This is a genomic window from Pseudomonas sp. NPDC089401 (assembly GCF_044749485.1).
Classification (GTDB): Bacteria; Pseudomonadota; Gammaproteobacteria; order Pseudomonadales; family Pseudomonadaceae; genus Aquipseudomonas.
The window spans coordinates 647962-664163 of record NZ_JBIVIA010000002.1; the positions used below are offsets into that span (position 1 = coordinate 647962).

The window sequence follows — 16202 nt, forward strand, 5'->3', positions numbered from 1 at the left end:
ACATGACTTTCGCAAAGATTCTGCCGACGGCCTTGCTGGCCACCACCTTCGCCATCGCCCTGCCCGCCGAGGCCAAGGACCCGTGCGCCACGGTGATGTGCATGTTCGGCAAGCTCAAGGGCGTGGTGGTGGCGGAGTGCGAGGAGCCGATTGCAGACTACTTCGACATCGTCGAGCGGCACCATGGCGACATCAAGCCCGATCAGACTGCCAATGCCCGCAAGTCTTTCCTCGACCAGTGCGAGAAAGCCGACCCGGATGCCACCCAGTCGATCAACGACAAGTTCGGCAAGGTCTTCTGAGGCGCGCCCCATGCCATTCGTTGCCGATGTGCCGCCACCTGCCCTGAGCGAGCCGATCGCCTGCTCGATCATGGCGGCGGTGAAGTACGAGCTGCCGGTGAACATCGTCCTCGCCGTGGCCGGCCAGGAAGGCGGCAAACCGGGCCAGTGGGTGCGCAACAGCAACGGCACCTACGACGTCGGGCCGATGCAGTTCAACACCGCCTACCTGCGTGAGCTGTCACGCTACGGCATCACCGCCAAGGACGTCGAACAGGGTGGCTGCTATTCCTACGAACTGGCGGCCTGGCGCATCCGTGGCCATGTGCGCAACGACCGTGGCGACCTGTGGACGCGGGTCGCCAACTACCACTCGCGCACCCCGGCGATCAACGCCCGCTACCGCCAGCTGGTGATGCGCCGCGCCGCCTATTGGGCCGACTGGCTGGACGCACGCTTTGCCACGCAACAGGTGGCACAGGGCACGGTCGTGACCGGTGTGCCTGGCGAGACGCCCGGAGTGAAACCGGTGGCCAAGGTTGTCGCGGCCGAGCCGGTCGTAACCCAGGCGCCGGCCGGTACGTCTTCGTATGTGCCGCGCGGCCTGGTCGTGGGGAGCAATTGATGAAAACCGTGGTTTCAGATATCGCGGTATGCCACCAGACTCTTCGGGCGACCTGGGTGCTGCGAATCCAGACACCGCCGCAGAACGCAACATGTCTAGCGGCAGCTACAAGAAGTCCACTCCTCAATCCTGGTCAGGAACCCGCACCATGAAAATGATCGTACAGCCATTGGCAATCCTGATGGCCGTCTTCGCCCTGAGCGCCTGCGGCAAGGGCAGCGCTGACTATGAAGTCAACGCCACCAACTGCGCACCCGAGCACGTCAAGACCCTGCCGGAAGGCGCCAAGCGTGACACCTTGGTCGAAGGATGCATGAGCCGGTGATGCGTCACCTGCCCATGAACTGGCTGCGCTGGGCAATGTTGTTCAGCGCGGCATTGCTGGCCGGCTGCCTGGATAAGGAAGAGCCGATGATCGAGGCCAGTTCGCAAACCTGTACGCCGCAATTCTGGAAGACGCTTGCGGAAGGCAAGCGTCGGGACGACCTGGTGGAGCGCTGCATGACCCGGGGTGGTTACAAGCACAGCGTGCCCCAGACCTTCTAATAGGACTGAATGGAAGCTATGAGACTCAAGAATGGTTCAATGGCCGCCGCTCCCTTTGTGCAGCGCCGCCTGGTAGTGGGGAGCAATTGATGAAAACCATGGTCTCAGCCGTCGCGGCTCGTTTACACCCCCAGCAGGCGGCCTGCCTGCACAGTGAATCCAAACAGGGACCCGCCAAGAGGCGATTGCAAGGAGTGACGGTTTGAACCGCCCAACATCCGGTGCCTGCGCACCCACTGCCGATAGCTCATCGGCCCGTCACAAGAGCATCAGTGCGCGGCTGCGCCTGAGCTCGCTGATCCCCCTCGTGCTGGGAGCCTGTGTGCTGCTGCCGGCGACCTTTTCTTCCGTTCATGCCAAGGAGATTTCCATGCAAGACAATCAAGGCCAGTACCAACCCTACAAACCTGGCATGAAACTGCCTGATGGCGTGTTTCCGCCGATGCAGGGTTATACCCATGCCGACTTGATCGCCGCCGCACAGCTACGTGTGGAAGCATTCATGAAGGCACAGGACGTGGATCCGACCTTGGCCCGTGAGTCGCTCATCGCTCTGGCCACTCACCTGAATACCCAGTTCGAGAAGGAAGGTATCGAGTACCAGATCTCCAGCTGGTACCAGAAACCCTACGACGACCCTGCAGCCCGCGCCCGCAGTGTTGAGCGCATGGGTGAGGACTTTGGCGGAGCAGCTGTGGATGCTGCGGCTGATTCGCTGAGCGGTTCGCCGCTCCTGCACAAGGGCAAGGAGTTCTACAAGGAATTCATCGGCGCCGCAGGTGATGGTGTGCACGACCTGATCGTGTCCCTGAACCAGAAGCGTTCCTGACGCTGCCCCCGGCGTGCCTGCGCGCTGGGTGTTTGAACCTTACGTCTTGCCCAAGCTGTACTTCATAGGGATATGACATGAGCGATGCTTTGCGCTTCACGGTGTACTTCGATGGCACCGGCAACAACAAAGACCTGAACACGCCCGAGGGTACGCAGACCAACGTCGCCCGGCTTTTCGACCTGGACACGGCCAAAGGCACCAACCTGGCGCGAAACTCGGGCCATGCGCCGCAGCAGTACGACGCACAGGACCGGTCCGGCCAATCGGAGAAGGTCTATTTCGATGGCGTTGGCAGCCAGGGCAAAACCTCCGCTCGCTCTGCATTGGAAGGTGGCACCGGCCTGGGCGGTCAGGAGCGGATCGACCAGGCCTATGACGCCATCGTTGCCTTTCACAACAAGTATCCCGACCAGAAGGTCGACGTGAACATCGTCGGCTTCAGCCGTGGTGCGGCACAGTCCCGTGCACTGGCCAACGAATTCATCGAGCGTGGTGTGCCAAAGCTCGACAGCCGGGGCAAAGCCACCGGAGAGTTTCTGATCCCGCCGGGCCAGGCCCATGTCAACAAGCTGGGCATCTTCGATACCGTCGCCTCCTATGGCAACGCGATGTCGGATACCCACCTGGGCAAGAATCTGGAAATCGGCAAGAACGTCGATTCGACCACGCACCTGGTGGCGGCCAACGAGTACCGTGACACGTTTCGCCTGACCAGCGCTCTGCGCAATGACGACAACTCGCGCATCGAAGAGCTGAAGTTCGCAGGTGCCCACTCGCAGGTCGGCGGCGGTTACAAGAACGATGTGCTGGCGGCGGGCCCGCTGGCGGTGATGTACGACCGGCTGCAAGCGGCGGGCATCGAGATGAAACCGATGCAACAGGAAGACATTCAGCGCATCGGCCAGTACAACGACGTGATCAAGAGCCCGGAAAAGGTCCAGCAAGCGCTGATCGACTCACGTTTGCTCAATGGTAATGATGCGTTCTCCCGGGGCGCCGATGGTGCCTACCAGAAAGTCGACAACACGCCCTTTCCCATGGAACGAGGGACGATCAATGTCTTCGATCGTCAGGCCAAACCGTTCGACCATGAGGTCAATGGGCGCGGCGTCATTTTCGAGAACGATGCTTCGCTGAGCAAAAGCGGTATTCAACGTGGTGCGGAGTCCGTGGGCAGCTGGTTCTCGGAAATGGGCAGCCAGCTGAAGGACCGAGCATCCGAGTTCATTGGCAAGCGCAGCGTAGCCGAGCGTAAGGAATCACGGACTGAAGACTCGTTTGAGCGGGAGCTGGCGAAACTTCAGGAGGCGTCGAAACAGCAAAGCCAGGACATGGCCGATAGCATGTCTCATTCGCGGCCTGAGCAAGGCTTCATCAGCGGTCTGAACCTGCAAGCCGTCCCCGTACCTGCAAGCAGCAAACAAGGCCAGCAACTGGACCCCCAAGCCCAACAACGCAGCGACTCTTTCAAAGCCATGGAAGAAAAAGCCCGCAGCCTCAACCCCTCGGCCAGCGTCGGCGAAGCGTCGCAAAGCGGCCGCAAGGCCACCAGCGGTATGGTCATGGGCCTGGACGAGCACCACATCCTGCAGAAGGTCGGCCAGAGCGACCAGTTCGTCATCCATGACCGCCGCGATGTCGACCCGGGCCGTAACTTCCAGGTGGGCAAGAGCACAGCCATCGTGAACGAAAAAGGCATCGGCGAAATGGCCCGTAATGTGGCACCGAAGCTGGAACTGGAAACGGGCTGGTCCCAGGCGATGCGCCGGTGATCGAACCTTGCCTCCACGCGCCACCCCGCCTGCACCTCGCCAACGGCACCCTGGAAGCGCTGAAGTGGCTGGCCCTGCTGCTGATGACCGGCGACCACGTGAACAAGTACCTGTTCAACGAAACCCTGCCCTACCTGTTCGAGGCCGGGCGTGTGGCGATGCCGTTGTTCGTGATGGTGCTGGGCTACAACCTGGCGCGCCCGGGCGCGTTCGAACGGGGTGTGCACAGGCGTGCCGCCAAGCGCCTGTTTTTGTTCGGCCTGCTGGCCACGCCGCCGTTCCTTGCCCTGGGTGGCCAGTGGTGGGGCGGTTGGTATCCGTTGAACATCCTCTTCGCGTTGCTGGTGATCACCCTGACTGCCGCGGCCTGTGAGCGTGCTGCTGCCAGGCAGAAGCATTACTGGGTCGTGGCCTTGCTGGTGTTCACAGGCGGTGGGGCACTGGTCGAGTTCTGGTGGCCGGCGGTGCTGCTCGGGCTGAGCACGCTCTGGTATGTAAGACGTCCGAACATCATGGCCGCCCTGGGCGTCGTGGTTTCGTTTGCGGGCCTGTCGCTGATCAACGGCAACAGCTGGGCCGTCGCGGCCCTGCCCGTGTTGCTGCTGGCGACGCGCCTGCCGCTGAAGCTGCCGCGCTGGCGCTGGCTGTTCTATGCCTATTACCCGCTGCACCTGCTGGCGCTGTTGCTGATCCGCATTCCGATGGCCAAGGCCGGATACCTGTTCTTTATATGAAAAGAAAGCCCATGGACGATCCGAAAAACGCCTGTCCGGACGCAGGGCAGGCCCTGGAAGCCCAGGCCCAGGCGCTGGCCCTCGAACAGGCCGCGCTGCTCGACGGCAGCCCGCTGCAGGCGCGCTACAACCAGGCCCTGGGCGAATACGTCGAGCACAAGGCCGAGCAGGCCGGGGCCCTGGAACAGCGCCTGGAGGCGCTGGTAGACCGCCAGCAGGCACAGTTGCAGCAAAGCCTGGCCGCACGCCCTGGCTGGATTGCCTTGCCGTCGACGCGGGCTGCCTGGGACCAGGCCAACCAGCGCTGCCAGGCGCGCCTGCAACAGCTGCAAGGCCGCCTGGAGCGCGTCCAGGACCTGCACCATGGCATGGGCTTGTACACCCCACGCATCGAAGAACTGGCAGTGCGCAGGCTACGCGCCGAGCAGCCGGAACTGGCCGAGCAGTGGAGCCTGCAACGCCAGGCCGAGCGGGCCTTGAGCGAAACCCAGCGGCGCAGCCAGGCCCAGGAGCCTGGCCGTTCGCGCACCTCATCGCCCTGACCGGCATTTTCATTTTCCATTCCCTTCGTTCACGGAGCGAACCCATGAAACACAACAACGCCGTCGGCCCGCAGATCCGCGGTGGCCAGCGCAGCCAGGGCAACGCCTGGCAGGCCCTGCTGGCGATCCTGTTCCTGATCGCCGGCCTGGCCACGGCCACGCAGTTCTTCGCCCACCAGTTCAACAACCATGCCTCGCTGGGCGGCAACCTGAACGGCGTTTATCCCCCGTGGATGATCCTGGTGTGGGCGAGCAAATGGTCGGGCCAGTATCAGGACCCACTGATGCGTGCCGGCTCCCTGGGTATGCTGGTCAGCGCTGCCGGCCTGATGGCGCTGATGGTGATCCGCCTGATCATGAACAACAGCGCCAAGGGCAATGCCTTCCTCCACGGCTCGGCGCGCTGGGGCGAGCGCAAGGACATCGAGAACGCCGGCCTGCTGGCCGACGACGGCGTCTATGTCGGCGCCTGGCTGGACAAGCGCAACAAGCTCCACTACCTGCGCCACAACGGCCCGGAGCATATCCTGACCTTCGCCCCGACCCGCAGCGGCAAGGGCGTCGGCCTGGTGATCCCGACCTTGCTGTCGTGGAAGCACAGCGCGGTGATCACCGACCTCAAGGGCGAACTGTGGGCGCTGACCGCCGGCTGGCGCCAGCAGCACGCCGGCAACCGCGTGCTGCGCTTCGAGCCGGCCACGGCCAATGGCTGCGTGGGCTGGAACCCGCTGGAGGAAATCCGCCTGGGCACCGAGTTCGAGGTGGGTGACGTGCAGAACCTGGCGACCTTGATCGTCGACCCGGACGGCAAGGGCCTCAACGACCATTGGCAGAAGACCTCCCAGGCCATGCTGGTCGGCTGCATCCTGCACCTGTGCTACCGCTCGCTGGACGAGGGTGGCGTGGCCAGCCTGCCGGCGCTGGACGCCATGCTCGCCGACCCGTCGCGGCCGATCAGCGAGCTGTGGGAGGAGATGACCCACTACGGCCACCTCGACGGCGAGAACCACCCGTTGGTGGGCTCGGCCGCGCGCGACATGCTCGACCGCCCGGCGGAAGAGGCCGGCTCCGTGCTGTCGACCGCCAAGTCGTACCTGTCGCTGTTCCGCGACCCGATCGTGGCGCGCAACGTCGCCCGCTCGGCGTTCAAGATCCGCGACCTGATGAACCATGACGACCCGGTGAGCCTGTTCATCATCACCCAGCCCAACGACAAGGCGCGCCTGCGCCCGCTGGTGCGCATCCTGGTGAACATGATCGTGCGCCTGCTGGCCGACAAGATGGACTTCGAGGACGGCCGGCCCAAGGCCCACTACAAGCATCGCCTGCTGATGATGCTCGACGAGTTCCCGAGCCTGGGCAAGCTGGACATCATGCAGGAGTCGCTGGCCTTCGTCGCCGGCTACGGCATCAAGTGCTACCTGATCATCCAGGACCTGTCGCAGCTGCAGGAATTCTACGGGCAGAACGAGAGCATCACCTCCAACTGCCATATCCAGAACGCCTACCCGCCGAACCGCGTGGAGACCGCCGAGCACCTGTCCAAGCTCACCGGCCAGACCACCATCGTCAAGGAGCAGGTCACCACCAGCGGCCGCCGTTCCAGCGCGCTGCTGGGCCAGGTTTCGCGCACCCTCCAGGAAGTGCAGCGGCCGCTGCTGACCACCGACGAGGCCCTGCGCATGCCCGGCCCGCGCAAGGACAGCCAGGGCAATATCGAAGAAGCGGGCGACATGGTGGTGTACTGCGCCGGCTACCCGGCGTTCTACGGCAAGCAGCCGCTGTACTTCCAGGACCCGATCTTCCTCGCCCGGGCCAAGGTGCCGGCACCGCGGGAAAGCGACCGCACCCTCGAGCTGCCGGCATGAAACGCCCGCTGACCCTGCTCGCGGTGCTGGCCATCCTGGCCTTCTGCGGGTTGCCGCTGGTGTTGCACGGCGGTGCCCGGATCAACGTCACCAGCAGCTTTCCACCAGGGATCTACTGGGTGGTCGACAAGGCGCCGGAGAAGGGCGACCTGGTGCTGTTCTGCCCGCCTGAAAGCGAGGTGTTCAGCCTCGCCCACGCGCGTGGCTACCTGGCCGGCGGGCCTTGCCCGGGCGGCTACATGCACCTGCTCAAGCGCCTGGTCGGTACGGCAGGTGACGATGTGGCAATCGACGCCGATGGGGTCCGGGTCAATGGCCAGCTGCAGGCGCGCAGCCAGCCTCTGCAACGCGACCCCAGCGGGCGGCCGATGCCGCACCCGGCGGCAGCGCGTTTTCGCCTGCAGGACGCCCAGGTGCTGATGCTGTCCGACTACAGCCGGCTGTCGTTCGACGGCCGCTATTTCGGTGCCGTGCCCGAGGCGCAGCTGGGTGAGGTGGTGGAACCCTGGCTGGTATGGCAGCGTGAGCAATCGTTACCCTAGCCTCACTCATCCGAGTAAATAGTTGTGGTAATGGTACTTGGCAGTTGATGGTTTTTTGCTATTATTCAGATCCCGCCTTTTTGTCTGGAACGCTTGTTCTAGAGCCTTCGAATTAAGTTTCAGTTAAGTTTTCCCCGCTAGCGTAGGCATCCAGTCAGTGAAGACTGTGATTAATCGCCGATGCGCGTCATCTAAATCTGCGCATAGCCAGAATCTTTCACCGGTAAAATGGATTTACCTACACACCGTCAAGAGGATGAATCATGCCCGTAAAGGACCCATCCAAGGTCGTTCCGCCAGCCCCTGCGGAGAGCGCCGATGCCGCCCTGAAGCACATCGTCGACGGCTTCCTGCGCTTTCACCATGACGTCTTCCCCGACCAGCAGGAGCTGTTCAAGAAGCTCGCCACCGCGCAAACCCCGCGTGCCATGTTCATCACCTGCGCCGACTCGCGCATCGTCCCCGAGCTGATCACCCAGAGCTCGCCGGGCGACCTGTTCGTGACCCGTAACGTCGGCAACGTGGTACCGCCGTATGGCCAGATGAACGGCGGCGTGTCCAGCGCCATCGAGTACGCCGTGCTGGCGCTGAAAGTGCACCACATCATCATCTGCGGCCACTCCGACTGCGGTGCCATGCGTGCCGTGCTCAACCCCCACTCGCTGGACAAGATGCCCACCGTCGGTGCCTGGCTGCGCCACGCCGAAGTGGCCCGCACTGTGGTCGAGAACAACTGCTCGTGCGGCAGCGAACACGAAAGCATGCAGGTGCTGACCAAGGAAAACGTCATCGCCCAGCTGCACCACCTGCGCACCCACCCGTCGGTGGCTTCGCGCCTGGCGGCGGGCCAGTTGTACATCCACGGCTGGGTCTACGACATCGAGACCAGCAAGATCGAAGCCTACGACGCCGCCAGCGACAGCTTCATGCCCCTGGCCGCCGGCCAGCCGGTGCCCTGCGCCACTCCGAGAGGCCGCTACTGAGCGACCCGTCCAAGCTGAATCCTGAATAGCCGGCTGCACCCCTTGCGGGTGTGGCGCGGCCTTCGGCTGCCTTGAAAATGCCCTGACTGCCCTGCCGGCAATCCCGCTGGCGGCCCGCGCCTGCGCGCTCGTCAGGGGCCAAACGTGCCCACGGCCAGGGGAATGGCCGTGCGTCAGAGAAAGGAGAATGATGGTGAACATGACACAGTTGAAAGCGGCCCTGCCGCGTGAGTTGCTGGCGTCGGTGGTGGTATTCCTGGTCGCCCTGCCGTTGTGCATGGGCATCGCGATCGCCTCGGGCATGCCGCCGGCCAAGGGCCTGATCACCGGCATCATCGGCGGTATCGTGGTCGGCTTCATGGCCGGCTCGCCGCTGCAGGTCAGCGGCCCGGCGGCGGGCCTGGCGGTGCTGGTGTTCGAGCTGGTGCGCCAGCACGGCATGGCCATGCTCGGGCCGATCCTGCTGCTGGCCGGGATCCTCCAGCTGCTGGCCGGGCGCCTGCGCCTGGGCTGCTGGTTCCGGGTCACGGCGCCGGCGGTGGTGTACGGCATGCTCGCTGGTATCGGCGTGCTGATCGTGCTGTCCCAGGTGCATGTGATGTTCGACACCGCGCCACAGCCCTCGGGCCTGCAGAACCTGCTGGAATTCCCGTCCACCGTGGCCGCGGCGCTGCCCCAGGAAAGCGCCGGCGCTGGCTGGATGGCCGGTGCGCTGGGCCTGGGCACCATCGCCATCATGTGGGGCTGGGAGCGCTTGCGCCCGCAGCGGCTGCGCTTCGTGCCCGGTGCCTTGCTGGGCGTGGCGGCGATGACCGCGATCGCCATGTGGCTGGCGCTGCCGGTGAACCGCGTGCAGGTGCCGGCGGACCTGTCCGAGGCCATCGACTGGATCCGCCCGGACGACTTGCTCAAGCTGGCCGACCCGACCCTGCTGGTGGCGGCCTTCGCCCTGGCCTTCATCGCCAGCGCCGAGACCCTGCTGTCGGCGGCCGCAGTCGACCGCATGCACAGCGGCCAGCGCTCGGACTTCGACCGCGAGCTGTCGGCCCAGGGCATCGGCAACATGCTCTGCGGTGTGCTCGGCGCGTTGCCGATGACCGGGGTGATCGTGCGCAGCTCGGCCAACGTCCAGGCCGGCGCACAGACCCGTGCTTCGGCGATCCTGCACGGCCTGTGGTTGCTGGCGTTCGTGGTGGTGCTGAGCAGCGTGCTGCAGCAGATCCCGGTGGCCAGCCTTGCCGGCGTGCTGGTGTTCACTGGCGTGAAACTGGTGGATTTCAAGGCATTCAAGGGCCTGGGTCGCTATGGCCGGATGCCGATGTTCACCTACGCGGCCACCGCCCTGGCGATCATCTTCACCGACCTGCTGACCGGTGTGCTGCTGGGCTTTGCCCTGACCCTGCTGAAGCTGGCGTTCAAGGCGGCGCGGCTGAAGATCAACCTGGTGAGCCTGGAGAAGGCGGGGCACATGGAATTGCGCCTGAGCGGTGCGGCGACCTTCCTCAAGGTGCCGGCGCTGACCCAGGTGCTCGATAGTGTGCCGGCGGGGACCACCTTGCATGTGCCGTTGAGCAACCTGAGCTACATCGACCACTCGTGCCTGGAACTGCTCGAGGACTGGAGCCGGAGCAATGCCAGCAATGGCGCGCGGTTGGTGATCGAGCAGCGGCGGTTGAAGCGGCGGATCGAAGGGCGGATGCGCACCACGGCGGGAGTGGGTGCCTGAGCTGAAGAGCTCTGTTGCCTGACCTGGCCTCTTCGCGGGTAAACCCGCTCCCACAGGTACTGCACAGCTCTTTTAGGACTGTAGGGCACCTGTGGGAGCGGGTTTACCCGCGAAGAGGCCCGGTCAGGTTACTCAGGCCGGCTGGCCCAGCTCCACACCGAGCTGGCGCGAAAGGCATGGCCAGCGCTTCCAGGCTGCGCCGGTTTCCGGGCTGCTCAGGGTGTCCCGGTAGGCTTCAACCGATTCCGCCGCGAAGCTCTGGTCGTCGAGCATCTCGTCCACCGAATGGTGCACCACCTCGTCCAGCTGGTTGGCGAAGGTCTCGCCGATCAACTGGTGGGCGATCAGGTTGGCCACCGTGGTATCGACCGGAATCAACGGTTGCTGGAAGTGGCGGATGTACAGGTCGTTGACCTCTTCCACCAGCCGGTGCGCCAGGTACGCCTCATCCAGCAGGCAGTCCAGGCCGACATGCCCCTGCATCAAGCTCGGCGGCTGCAGGAAATAGGCCTCGGCAATTTTCAGCACAGGTTTGATCTGCGATTCGATACCGGCTTCGCGGGCTACCTCGTGAGCGGCCTCCAGCAGCTCCGGAACCTGGTCGATATAAGCGCTGACGAAGCTCGCCAAAGTACCCTGTGCGTCCTGCTCAGGCAGTTGGATCGAGGGGTGCAGGTGGGGCAGTTGCAGCTCGAGACGCTCTTTCAGCTGGCCGGTGCGGCCTTCGTGATTGTGGGCTTGGCGAATCTGCTCGCGTACAGCAGCGATGTTCATGACAACTCCAGGGACAAGACGTTTCAAACGGAAGACACTAACTTAGCTCGGTATACGGAATACCTAAGACGCATTTGTTATAAGTCACGCAAACGTGTGCGCACTTGGCTATATGTTGACGCCATTATTGTGCCACACCCTATCTAGCACGCGTATCGGACGCTGTTTCCCCTTTTCATGACGATCATTTCATCGGCGTCGTTGCGGGCCGTTGGTCGCTGTCTATACTCCCGGTGAACGTGATTCGTGATGAGGCCCAGCTGCTTTCAGCAGGGGCTCGGTCGTCGAAGCCAGGCAGTCTTGACCGCCGTTCCCTCTTGCCGCAGGCCATGCCTCCGGGACTACAAGAACGAGAAGGGGAACCCGCAATGATGCGACATCCACATGTCTGGATGGGCCTCCTGTTGTGGTCGGTTTTTGGTCAGGCCAACGCCGCCTGGACCGTGAACATGCACCCGGGGGCAACGGAAGTCTCCAACGCCGTGTTCGACCTGCACATGACCATCTTCTGGATCTGCGTGATCATCGGCATCGTGGTCTTTGGTGCGATGTTCTGGTCGATGGTCATCCACCGGCGTTCCACCGGCCAGCAGCCGGCACATTTCCACGAGCACACCTGGGTGGAAATCCTCTGGACCATCGTGCCCTTCCTGATCCTGGTGGCCATGGCCATCCCGGCCACCAAGACGCTGATCGACATCTATGACGCCAGCGAGTCGGACCTCGACATCCAGGTCACCGGCTACCAGTGGAAGTGGCACTACAAATACCTGGGCCAGGACGTGGAGTTCTTCAGCAACCTGGCCACCCCCGCCGAGCAGATCCACAACCAGGCGCCCAAGGACGAGCACTACCTGCTCGAAGTCGACCAGCCGCTGGTGCTGCCGGTGGGCGCCAAGGTGCGCTTCCTGGTCACTGCCGCCGATGTCATCCACTCCTGGTGGGTGCCGGCCTTCGCGGTCAAGCGTGACGCCATCCCCGGGTTCGTCAACGAGGCCTGGGCGCGTATCGACAAGCCCGGCATCTATCGCGGCCAGTGCACCGAACTGTGCGGCAAGGACCACGGTTTCATGCCGGTGGTGGTCGAGGTCAAGTCCAAGGCCGACTACGAGACCTGGCTTGGCGAGCGCAAGGCCGAGGCGGCCAAGCTCAAGGAGCTGACCAGCAAGGAATGGACGCTCGAGGAACTGGTCGAGCGCGGCGACAAGGTCTACCACACCACTTGCGTGGCCTGTCACCAGGCCGAAGGCCAGGGCCTGCCGCCGATGTTCCCGGCGCTCAAGGGCTCGAAAGTGGCCACCGGGCCGAAGGAAGAACACTTGAGCGTGGTGTTCCATGGGCGCCCGGGCACGGCGATGGCCGCGTTCGGCAAGCAGCTCTCGGAAGTCGACATCGCCGCCGTGGTCACCTACGAGCGCAACGCCTGGGGCAACAACAAGGGCGACATGGTCACGCCGAAGGACGTGCTGGCGCTCAAGCAGGCGGATGCGAAGTGAAGCGGGTTTCGCGCGGCAATCAGCGGATTGCAGGAGACAGGACATGAGTGCAGTGATCGACGACCACGCCCACGGCCATGAACACGCCCACGGCCCGGCCAAGGGCCTGATGCGCTGGGTGCTGACCACCAACCACAAGGACATCGGCACCATGTACCTGTGGTTCGCCTTCATGATGTTCCTGCTCGGCGGCTCGTTCGCCATGGTGATCCGCGCCGAGCTGTTCCAGCCCGGGCTGCAGATCGTGGAACCGGCGTTCTTCAACCAGATGACCACCATGCACGGCCTGATCATGGTGTTCGGCGCGGTGATGCCGGCCTTCGTCGGCCTGGCCAACTGGATGATCCCACTGATGGTCGGCGCGCCGGACATGGCCCTGCCGCGGATGAACAACTTCAGCTTCTGGCTGCTGCCGGCGGCCTTCCTGCTGCTGGTCTCGACCCTCTTCACCCCTGGCGGCGGGCCGAACTTCGGCTGGACCTTCTACGCCCCGCTGTCGACCACCTACGCGCCGGCCAGCGTGACCTTCTTCATCTTCGCCATCCACCTGATGGGCATCAGCTCGATCATGGGCGCGATCAACGTGATCGCCACCATCCTCAACCTGCGCGCCCCGGGCATGACCCTGATGAAGATGCCGCTGTTCGTCTGGACCTGGCTGATCACCGCATTCCTGCTGATCGCGGTGATGCCGGTGCTGGCCGGCGTGGTGACCATGATGCTGATGGACATCCACTTCGGCACCAGCTTCTTCAGCGCCGCCGGCGGTGGTGACCCGGTCCTGTTCCAGCACGTGTTCTGGTTCTTCGGCCACCCCGAGGTGTACATCATGATCCTGCCGGCGTTCGGCGCGGTCAGCTCGATCATCCCGGCGTTCTCGCGCAAGCCGCTGTTCGGCTACACCTCCATGGTGTACGCCACCGGCGCGATCGCCTTCCTGTCGTTCATCGTCTGGGCCCACCACATGTTCGTGGTCGGCATCCCGGTGGTCGGCGAACTGTTCTTCATGTACGCCACCATGCTGATCGCCGTGCCCACCGGGGTGAAGGTGTTCAACTGGGTCAGCACCATGTGGGAAGGCTCGCTGAGCTTCGAGACACCGATGCTGTTCGCCATCGCCTTCGTCATCCTGTTCACCATCGGCGGTTTCTCCGGGTTGATGCTGGCCATCGCCCCGGCGGACTTCCAATACCACGACACCTACTTCGTGGTGGCGCACTTCCACTATGTGCTGGTGCCCGGGGCGATCTTCGGCATCTTTGCCTCGGCCTACTACTGGCTGCCGAAATGGACCGGCCACATGTACGACGAAACCCTCGGAAAGCTGCACTTCTGGCTGTCGTTCGTCGGCATGAACATGGCCTTCTTCCCCATGCACTTCGTCGGCCTGGCCGGCATGCCGCGGCGTATTCCCGACTACAACCTGCAGTTCGCCGACTTCAACATGGTGTCGTCGATCGGCGCCTTCCTGTTCGGCACCACGCAGATCTTCTTCCTGTTCATCGTCATCAAGTGCATCCGCGGCGGCGCGCCGGCCCCGGCCAAGCCCTGGGATGGTGCCGAGGGCCTGGAGTGGTCGGTCCCTTCGCCGGCGCCCTACCACACCTTCCAGACACCACCGGACGTGAAGTAGGAGCGCCGCCATGATCGGCTCGTCGCTCAAGCGCCTGGTCACCCGCCTGCTGCTGCTGGCGGTGGTGATGTTCGCCTTCGGCTTTGCCCTGGTGCCGATCTACGACGTGATGTGCAAGGCCTTCGGCATCAATGGCAAGACCGGCGGGCAGTACGAGGGCAGCCAGGTCAGCGACCCGGGCCGCTCGGTGCGGGTGCAGTTCATGTCGACCAATGCCGCCGACATGGTCTGGGACTTCTATTCCACGGCCGACCAGCTCGAGGTCAACCCGGGGGCGGTGAACCAGATGATCTTCATCGCCCACAACCCGACCGACCGGCCAATGAGCGCGCAAGCCATCCCCAGCATCACCCCGGCCGAGGCCGCGGCGTATTTCCACAAGACCGAGTGCTTCTGCTTTACCCAGCAGGTGCTGCAGCCCGGCGAACGCATCGAGATGCCGGTGCGCTTCATCGTCGACCGCGACCTGCCGGCCAGCGTGAAGCACCTGACACTGGCCTACACCTTGTTCGACATCACTGCGCGTCATCCGCCGGTTGCCCATGCCGCGGTGCAGAACGCCCAGGGCGCCCGCTAAGGGAAGGAGATCGGCAATGGCAAGTCATGACCACTACTACGTACCGGCGCAGAGCAAGTGGCCGATCATCGCCACCATCGGCATGTTCATCACGGTGTTCGGCCTGGGCACCTGGTTCAACGACATCAAGGCCGGCCACCCGTCGTCGCACGGGCCGCTGATCTTCTTCGTCGGCGCGTTGTTCCTGGCCTACATGCTGTTCGGCTGGTTCGGCGCGGTGGTCAAGGAGAGCCGGGCCGGGCTGTACAGCCCGCAGCTCGACCGCTCGTTCCGCTGGGGCATGAGCTGGTTCATCTTCTCGGAAGTGATGTTCTTCCTGGCCTTCTTCGGCGCGCTGTTCTACGTGCGCGTGCTGGCCGGGCCCTGGCTCGGCGGTGAAGGGGCCAAGGGCGTCGCGCACATGCTGTGGCCCTCCTTCGAGTTCACCTGGCCGCTGCTGCACACGCCGGACCCGAAACTGTTCCCGCCGCCCAAGGAAGTGATCGACCCCTGGCACCTGCCGCTGATCAACACCATCCTGCTGGTCAGCTCCAGCGTGACCATCACCATTGCCCACCATGCGCTGCGCCGCGACCATCGCGGCCCGCTGAAGCTGTGGATGGCGCTGACCATCCTGCTGGGCCTGAGCTTCATTGCGCTGCAGGCCTACGAGTACCACGAGGCCTACACCAAGCTGGGGCTGACCCTGGGCTCGGGCATCTACGGCGCGACCTTCTTCATGCTCACCGGCTTCCACGGCGCCCACGTGACCTTGGGCACGATCATCCTGATCGTGATGTTCGTGCGCATCCTGCGCGGGCACTTCAACCCCGACAAGCACTTCGGTTTCGAGGCGGCCAGCTGGTACTGGCACTTCGTCGATGTGGTGTGGGTGGGGCTGTTCATCTTCGTATACGTACTTTGAAGGCAGATAGAGAACCCTGTGGGAGCGGGTTTACCCGCGAAGCAGGCGCCGGGGTGGATGGCACGGGCTTCGCCCGTGTTCGCGGGTAAACCCGCTCCCACAGAGGTAGGTGAGGACTTCAGAAGGGGGCGTGGGACACCAGCTGGCCGCTGATGAACCCCCAGGCGACCAGGCCGACGGTCAGGACTGCCAGGGTCACCCGCACGGTCAGGGCCTTGAGCAGGCGGGTCGAGTGGTCGTCGTCCTTGACCAGGAACACCAGGCCACTGAACAGGCTGGCCACCGTGGCCAACAGCATCAGGACAATCGCTGCCTTTAGCATGGCGCTACTCCAGGGGGATGCAGTGATGGGGACAAGTATAGCGAG

At 63.9% G+C, this 16202-nt stretch carries 18 protein-coding genes; 16 read left to right on the top strand and 2 right to left on the bottom strand.

Annotated features, from left to right (window positions below):
- Positions 1-2 precede the first annotated feature (2 nt).
- From ACIP21_RS07170 to ACIP21_RS07225, 12 genes are all read left to right on the top strand, one after another.
- Positions 3-302: a TrbM/KikA/MpfK family conjugal transfer protein gene (locus ACIP21_RS07170; protein WP_400685674.1), complete on the top strand. Its 300-nt coding sequence runs from the start codon at positions 3-5 to the stop codon at positions 300-302.
- A 10-nt stretch (positions 303-312) separates the two neighbouring features.
- Positions 313-906 (top strand): muramidase, encoded by a 594-nt coding sequence (locus ACIP21_RS07175; protein WP_400685677.1) that lies wholly within the window; start codon positions 313-315, stop codon positions 904-906.
- Between the two features lie 148 nt (positions 907-1054).
- Positions 1055-1231: an entry exclusion lipoprotein TrbK gene (trbK, locus tag ACIP21_RS07180; protein ID WP_400685680.1), complete on the top strand. Its 177-nt coding sequence runs from the start codon at positions 1055-1057 to the stop codon at positions 1229-1231.
- On the top strand, positions 1231-1452 hold the full coding sequence (gene trbK / locus ACIP21_RS07185) for an entry exclusion lipoprotein TrbK (RefSeq protein ID WP_400685683.1): 222 nt from the start codon (positions 1231-1233) through the stop codon (positions 1450-1452). Before trbK (ACIP21_RS07180) ends, trbK (ACIP21_RS07185) begins: the two co-directional genes overlap by 1 nt.
- Positions 1453-1654: 202 nt before the next feature.
- Positions 1655-2281: a hypothetical protein gene (locus ACIP21_RS07190; protein ID WP_400685686.1), complete on the top strand. Its 627-nt coding sequence runs from the start codon at positions 1655-1657 to the stop codon at positions 2279-2281.
- A gap of 77 nt (positions 2282-2358) precedes the next feature.
- The gene (locus tag ACIP21_RS07195) at positions 2359-4056 is read left to right on the top strand and encodes a phospholipase effector Tle1 domain-containing protein (protein ID WP_400685689.1); all 1698 of its coding nucleotides are present in this window, start codon (positions 2359-2361) and stop codon (positions 4054-4056) included.
- The gene (locus ACIP21_RS07200; RefSeq protein WP_400685691.1) at positions 4053-4790 is read left to right on the top strand and encodes a TraX family protein; all 738 of its coding nucleotides are present in this window, start codon (positions 4053-4055) and stop codon (positions 4788-4790) included. Before ACIP21_RS07195 ends, ACIP21_RS07200 begins: the two co-directional genes overlap by 4 nt.
- Before the next feature lie 11 nt (positions 4791-4801).
- Positions 4802-5332, top strand: a complete 531-nt coding sequence (locus ACIP21_RS07205) for an IncP plasmid survival protein KfrC family protein (protein WP_400685694.1) — start codon at positions 4802-4804, stop codon at positions 5330-5332.
- Positions 5333-5376: 44 nt separating this feature from the next.
- The gene (locus ACIP21_RS07210; RefSeq protein ID WP_400685697.1) at positions 5377-7200 is read left to right on the top strand and encodes a type IV secretory system conjugative DNA transfer family protein; all 1824 of its coding nucleotides are present in this window, start codon (positions 5377-5379) and stop codon (positions 7198-7200) included.
- The gene (gene traF, locus ACIP21_RS07215; protein ID WP_400685700.1) at positions 7197-7742 is read left to right on the top strand and encodes a conjugative transfer signal peptidase TraF; all 546 of its coding nucleotides are present in this window, start codon (positions 7197-7199) and stop codon (positions 7740-7742) included. Before ACIP21_RS07210 ends, traF begins: the two co-directional genes overlap by 4 nt.
- A 263-nt stretch (positions 7743-8005) precedes the next feature.
- Positions 8006-8725, top strand: coding sequence for a carbonic anhydrase (locus tag ACIP21_RS07220; protein WP_400685703.1), 720 nt, complete (start codon positions 8006-8008; stop codon positions 8723-8725).
- Between the two features lie 190 nt (positions 8726-8915).
- Positions 8916-10451: a SulP family inorganic anion transporter gene (locus ACIP21_RS07225; RefSeq protein ID WP_400685706.1), complete on the top strand. Its 1536-nt coding sequence runs from the start codon at positions 8916-8918 to the stop codon at positions 10449-10451.
- A gap of 132 nt (positions 10452-10583) precedes the next feature.
- On the opposite strand, the gene ACIP21_RS07230 is transcribed toward ACIP21_RS07225, so the two are convergent.
- Complete coding sequence (locus tag ACIP21_RS07230; protein WP_400685709.1) at positions 10584-11225, bottom strand: hypothetical protein; 642 nt, start codon at positions 11223-11225, stop codon at positions 10584-10586.
- Between the two features lie 368 nt (positions 11226-11593).
- Between ACIP21_RS07230 and coxB the strand changes: the two genes are divergently transcribed.
- The 4 genes from coxB to ACIP21_RS07250 are packed head-to-tail and all read left to right on the top strand — an operon-like array spanning position 11594 to position 15835.
- Positions 11594-12721 carry a cytochrome c oxidase subunit II gene (gene coxB / locus ACIP21_RS07235; protein ID WP_400685712.1) on the top strand — a complete coding sequence of 376 codons (1128 nt, stop codon included), beginning with the start codon at positions 11594-11596 and terminating at the stop codon, positions 12719-12721.
- A 43-nt stretch (positions 12722-12764) separates the two neighbouring features.
- The gene (gene ctaD, locus ACIP21_RS07240; RefSeq protein ID WP_400685715.1) at positions 12765-14354 is read left to right on the top strand and encodes a cytochrome c oxidase subunit I; all 1590 of its coding nucleotides are present in this window, start codon (positions 12765-12767) and stop codon (positions 14352-14354) included.
- A 10-nt stretch (positions 14355-14364) separates the two neighbouring features.
- Positions 14365-14931: a cytochrome c oxidase assembly protein gene (locus ACIP21_RS07245; protein ID WP_400685718.1), complete on the top strand. Its 567-nt coding sequence runs from the start codon at positions 14365-14367 to the stop codon at positions 14929-14931.
- Positions 14932-14947: 16 nt separating this feature from the next.
- Positions 14948-15835, top strand: coding sequence for a cytochrome c oxidase subunit 3 (locus ACIP21_RS07250; RefSeq protein ID WP_400685721.1), 888 nt, complete (start codon positions 14948-14950; stop codon positions 15833-15835).
- 118 nt (positions 15836-15953) lie between these two features.
- On the opposite strand, the gene ACIP21_RS07255 is transcribed toward ACIP21_RS07250, so the two are convergent.
- Positions 15954-16157 carry a twin transmembrane helix small protein gene (locus ACIP21_RS07255; protein ID WP_400685724.1) on the bottom strand — a complete coding sequence of 68 codons (204 nt, stop codon included), beginning with the start codon at positions 16155-16157 and terminating at the stop codon, positions 15954-15956.
- Positions 16158-16202: the final 45 nt, after the last annotated feature.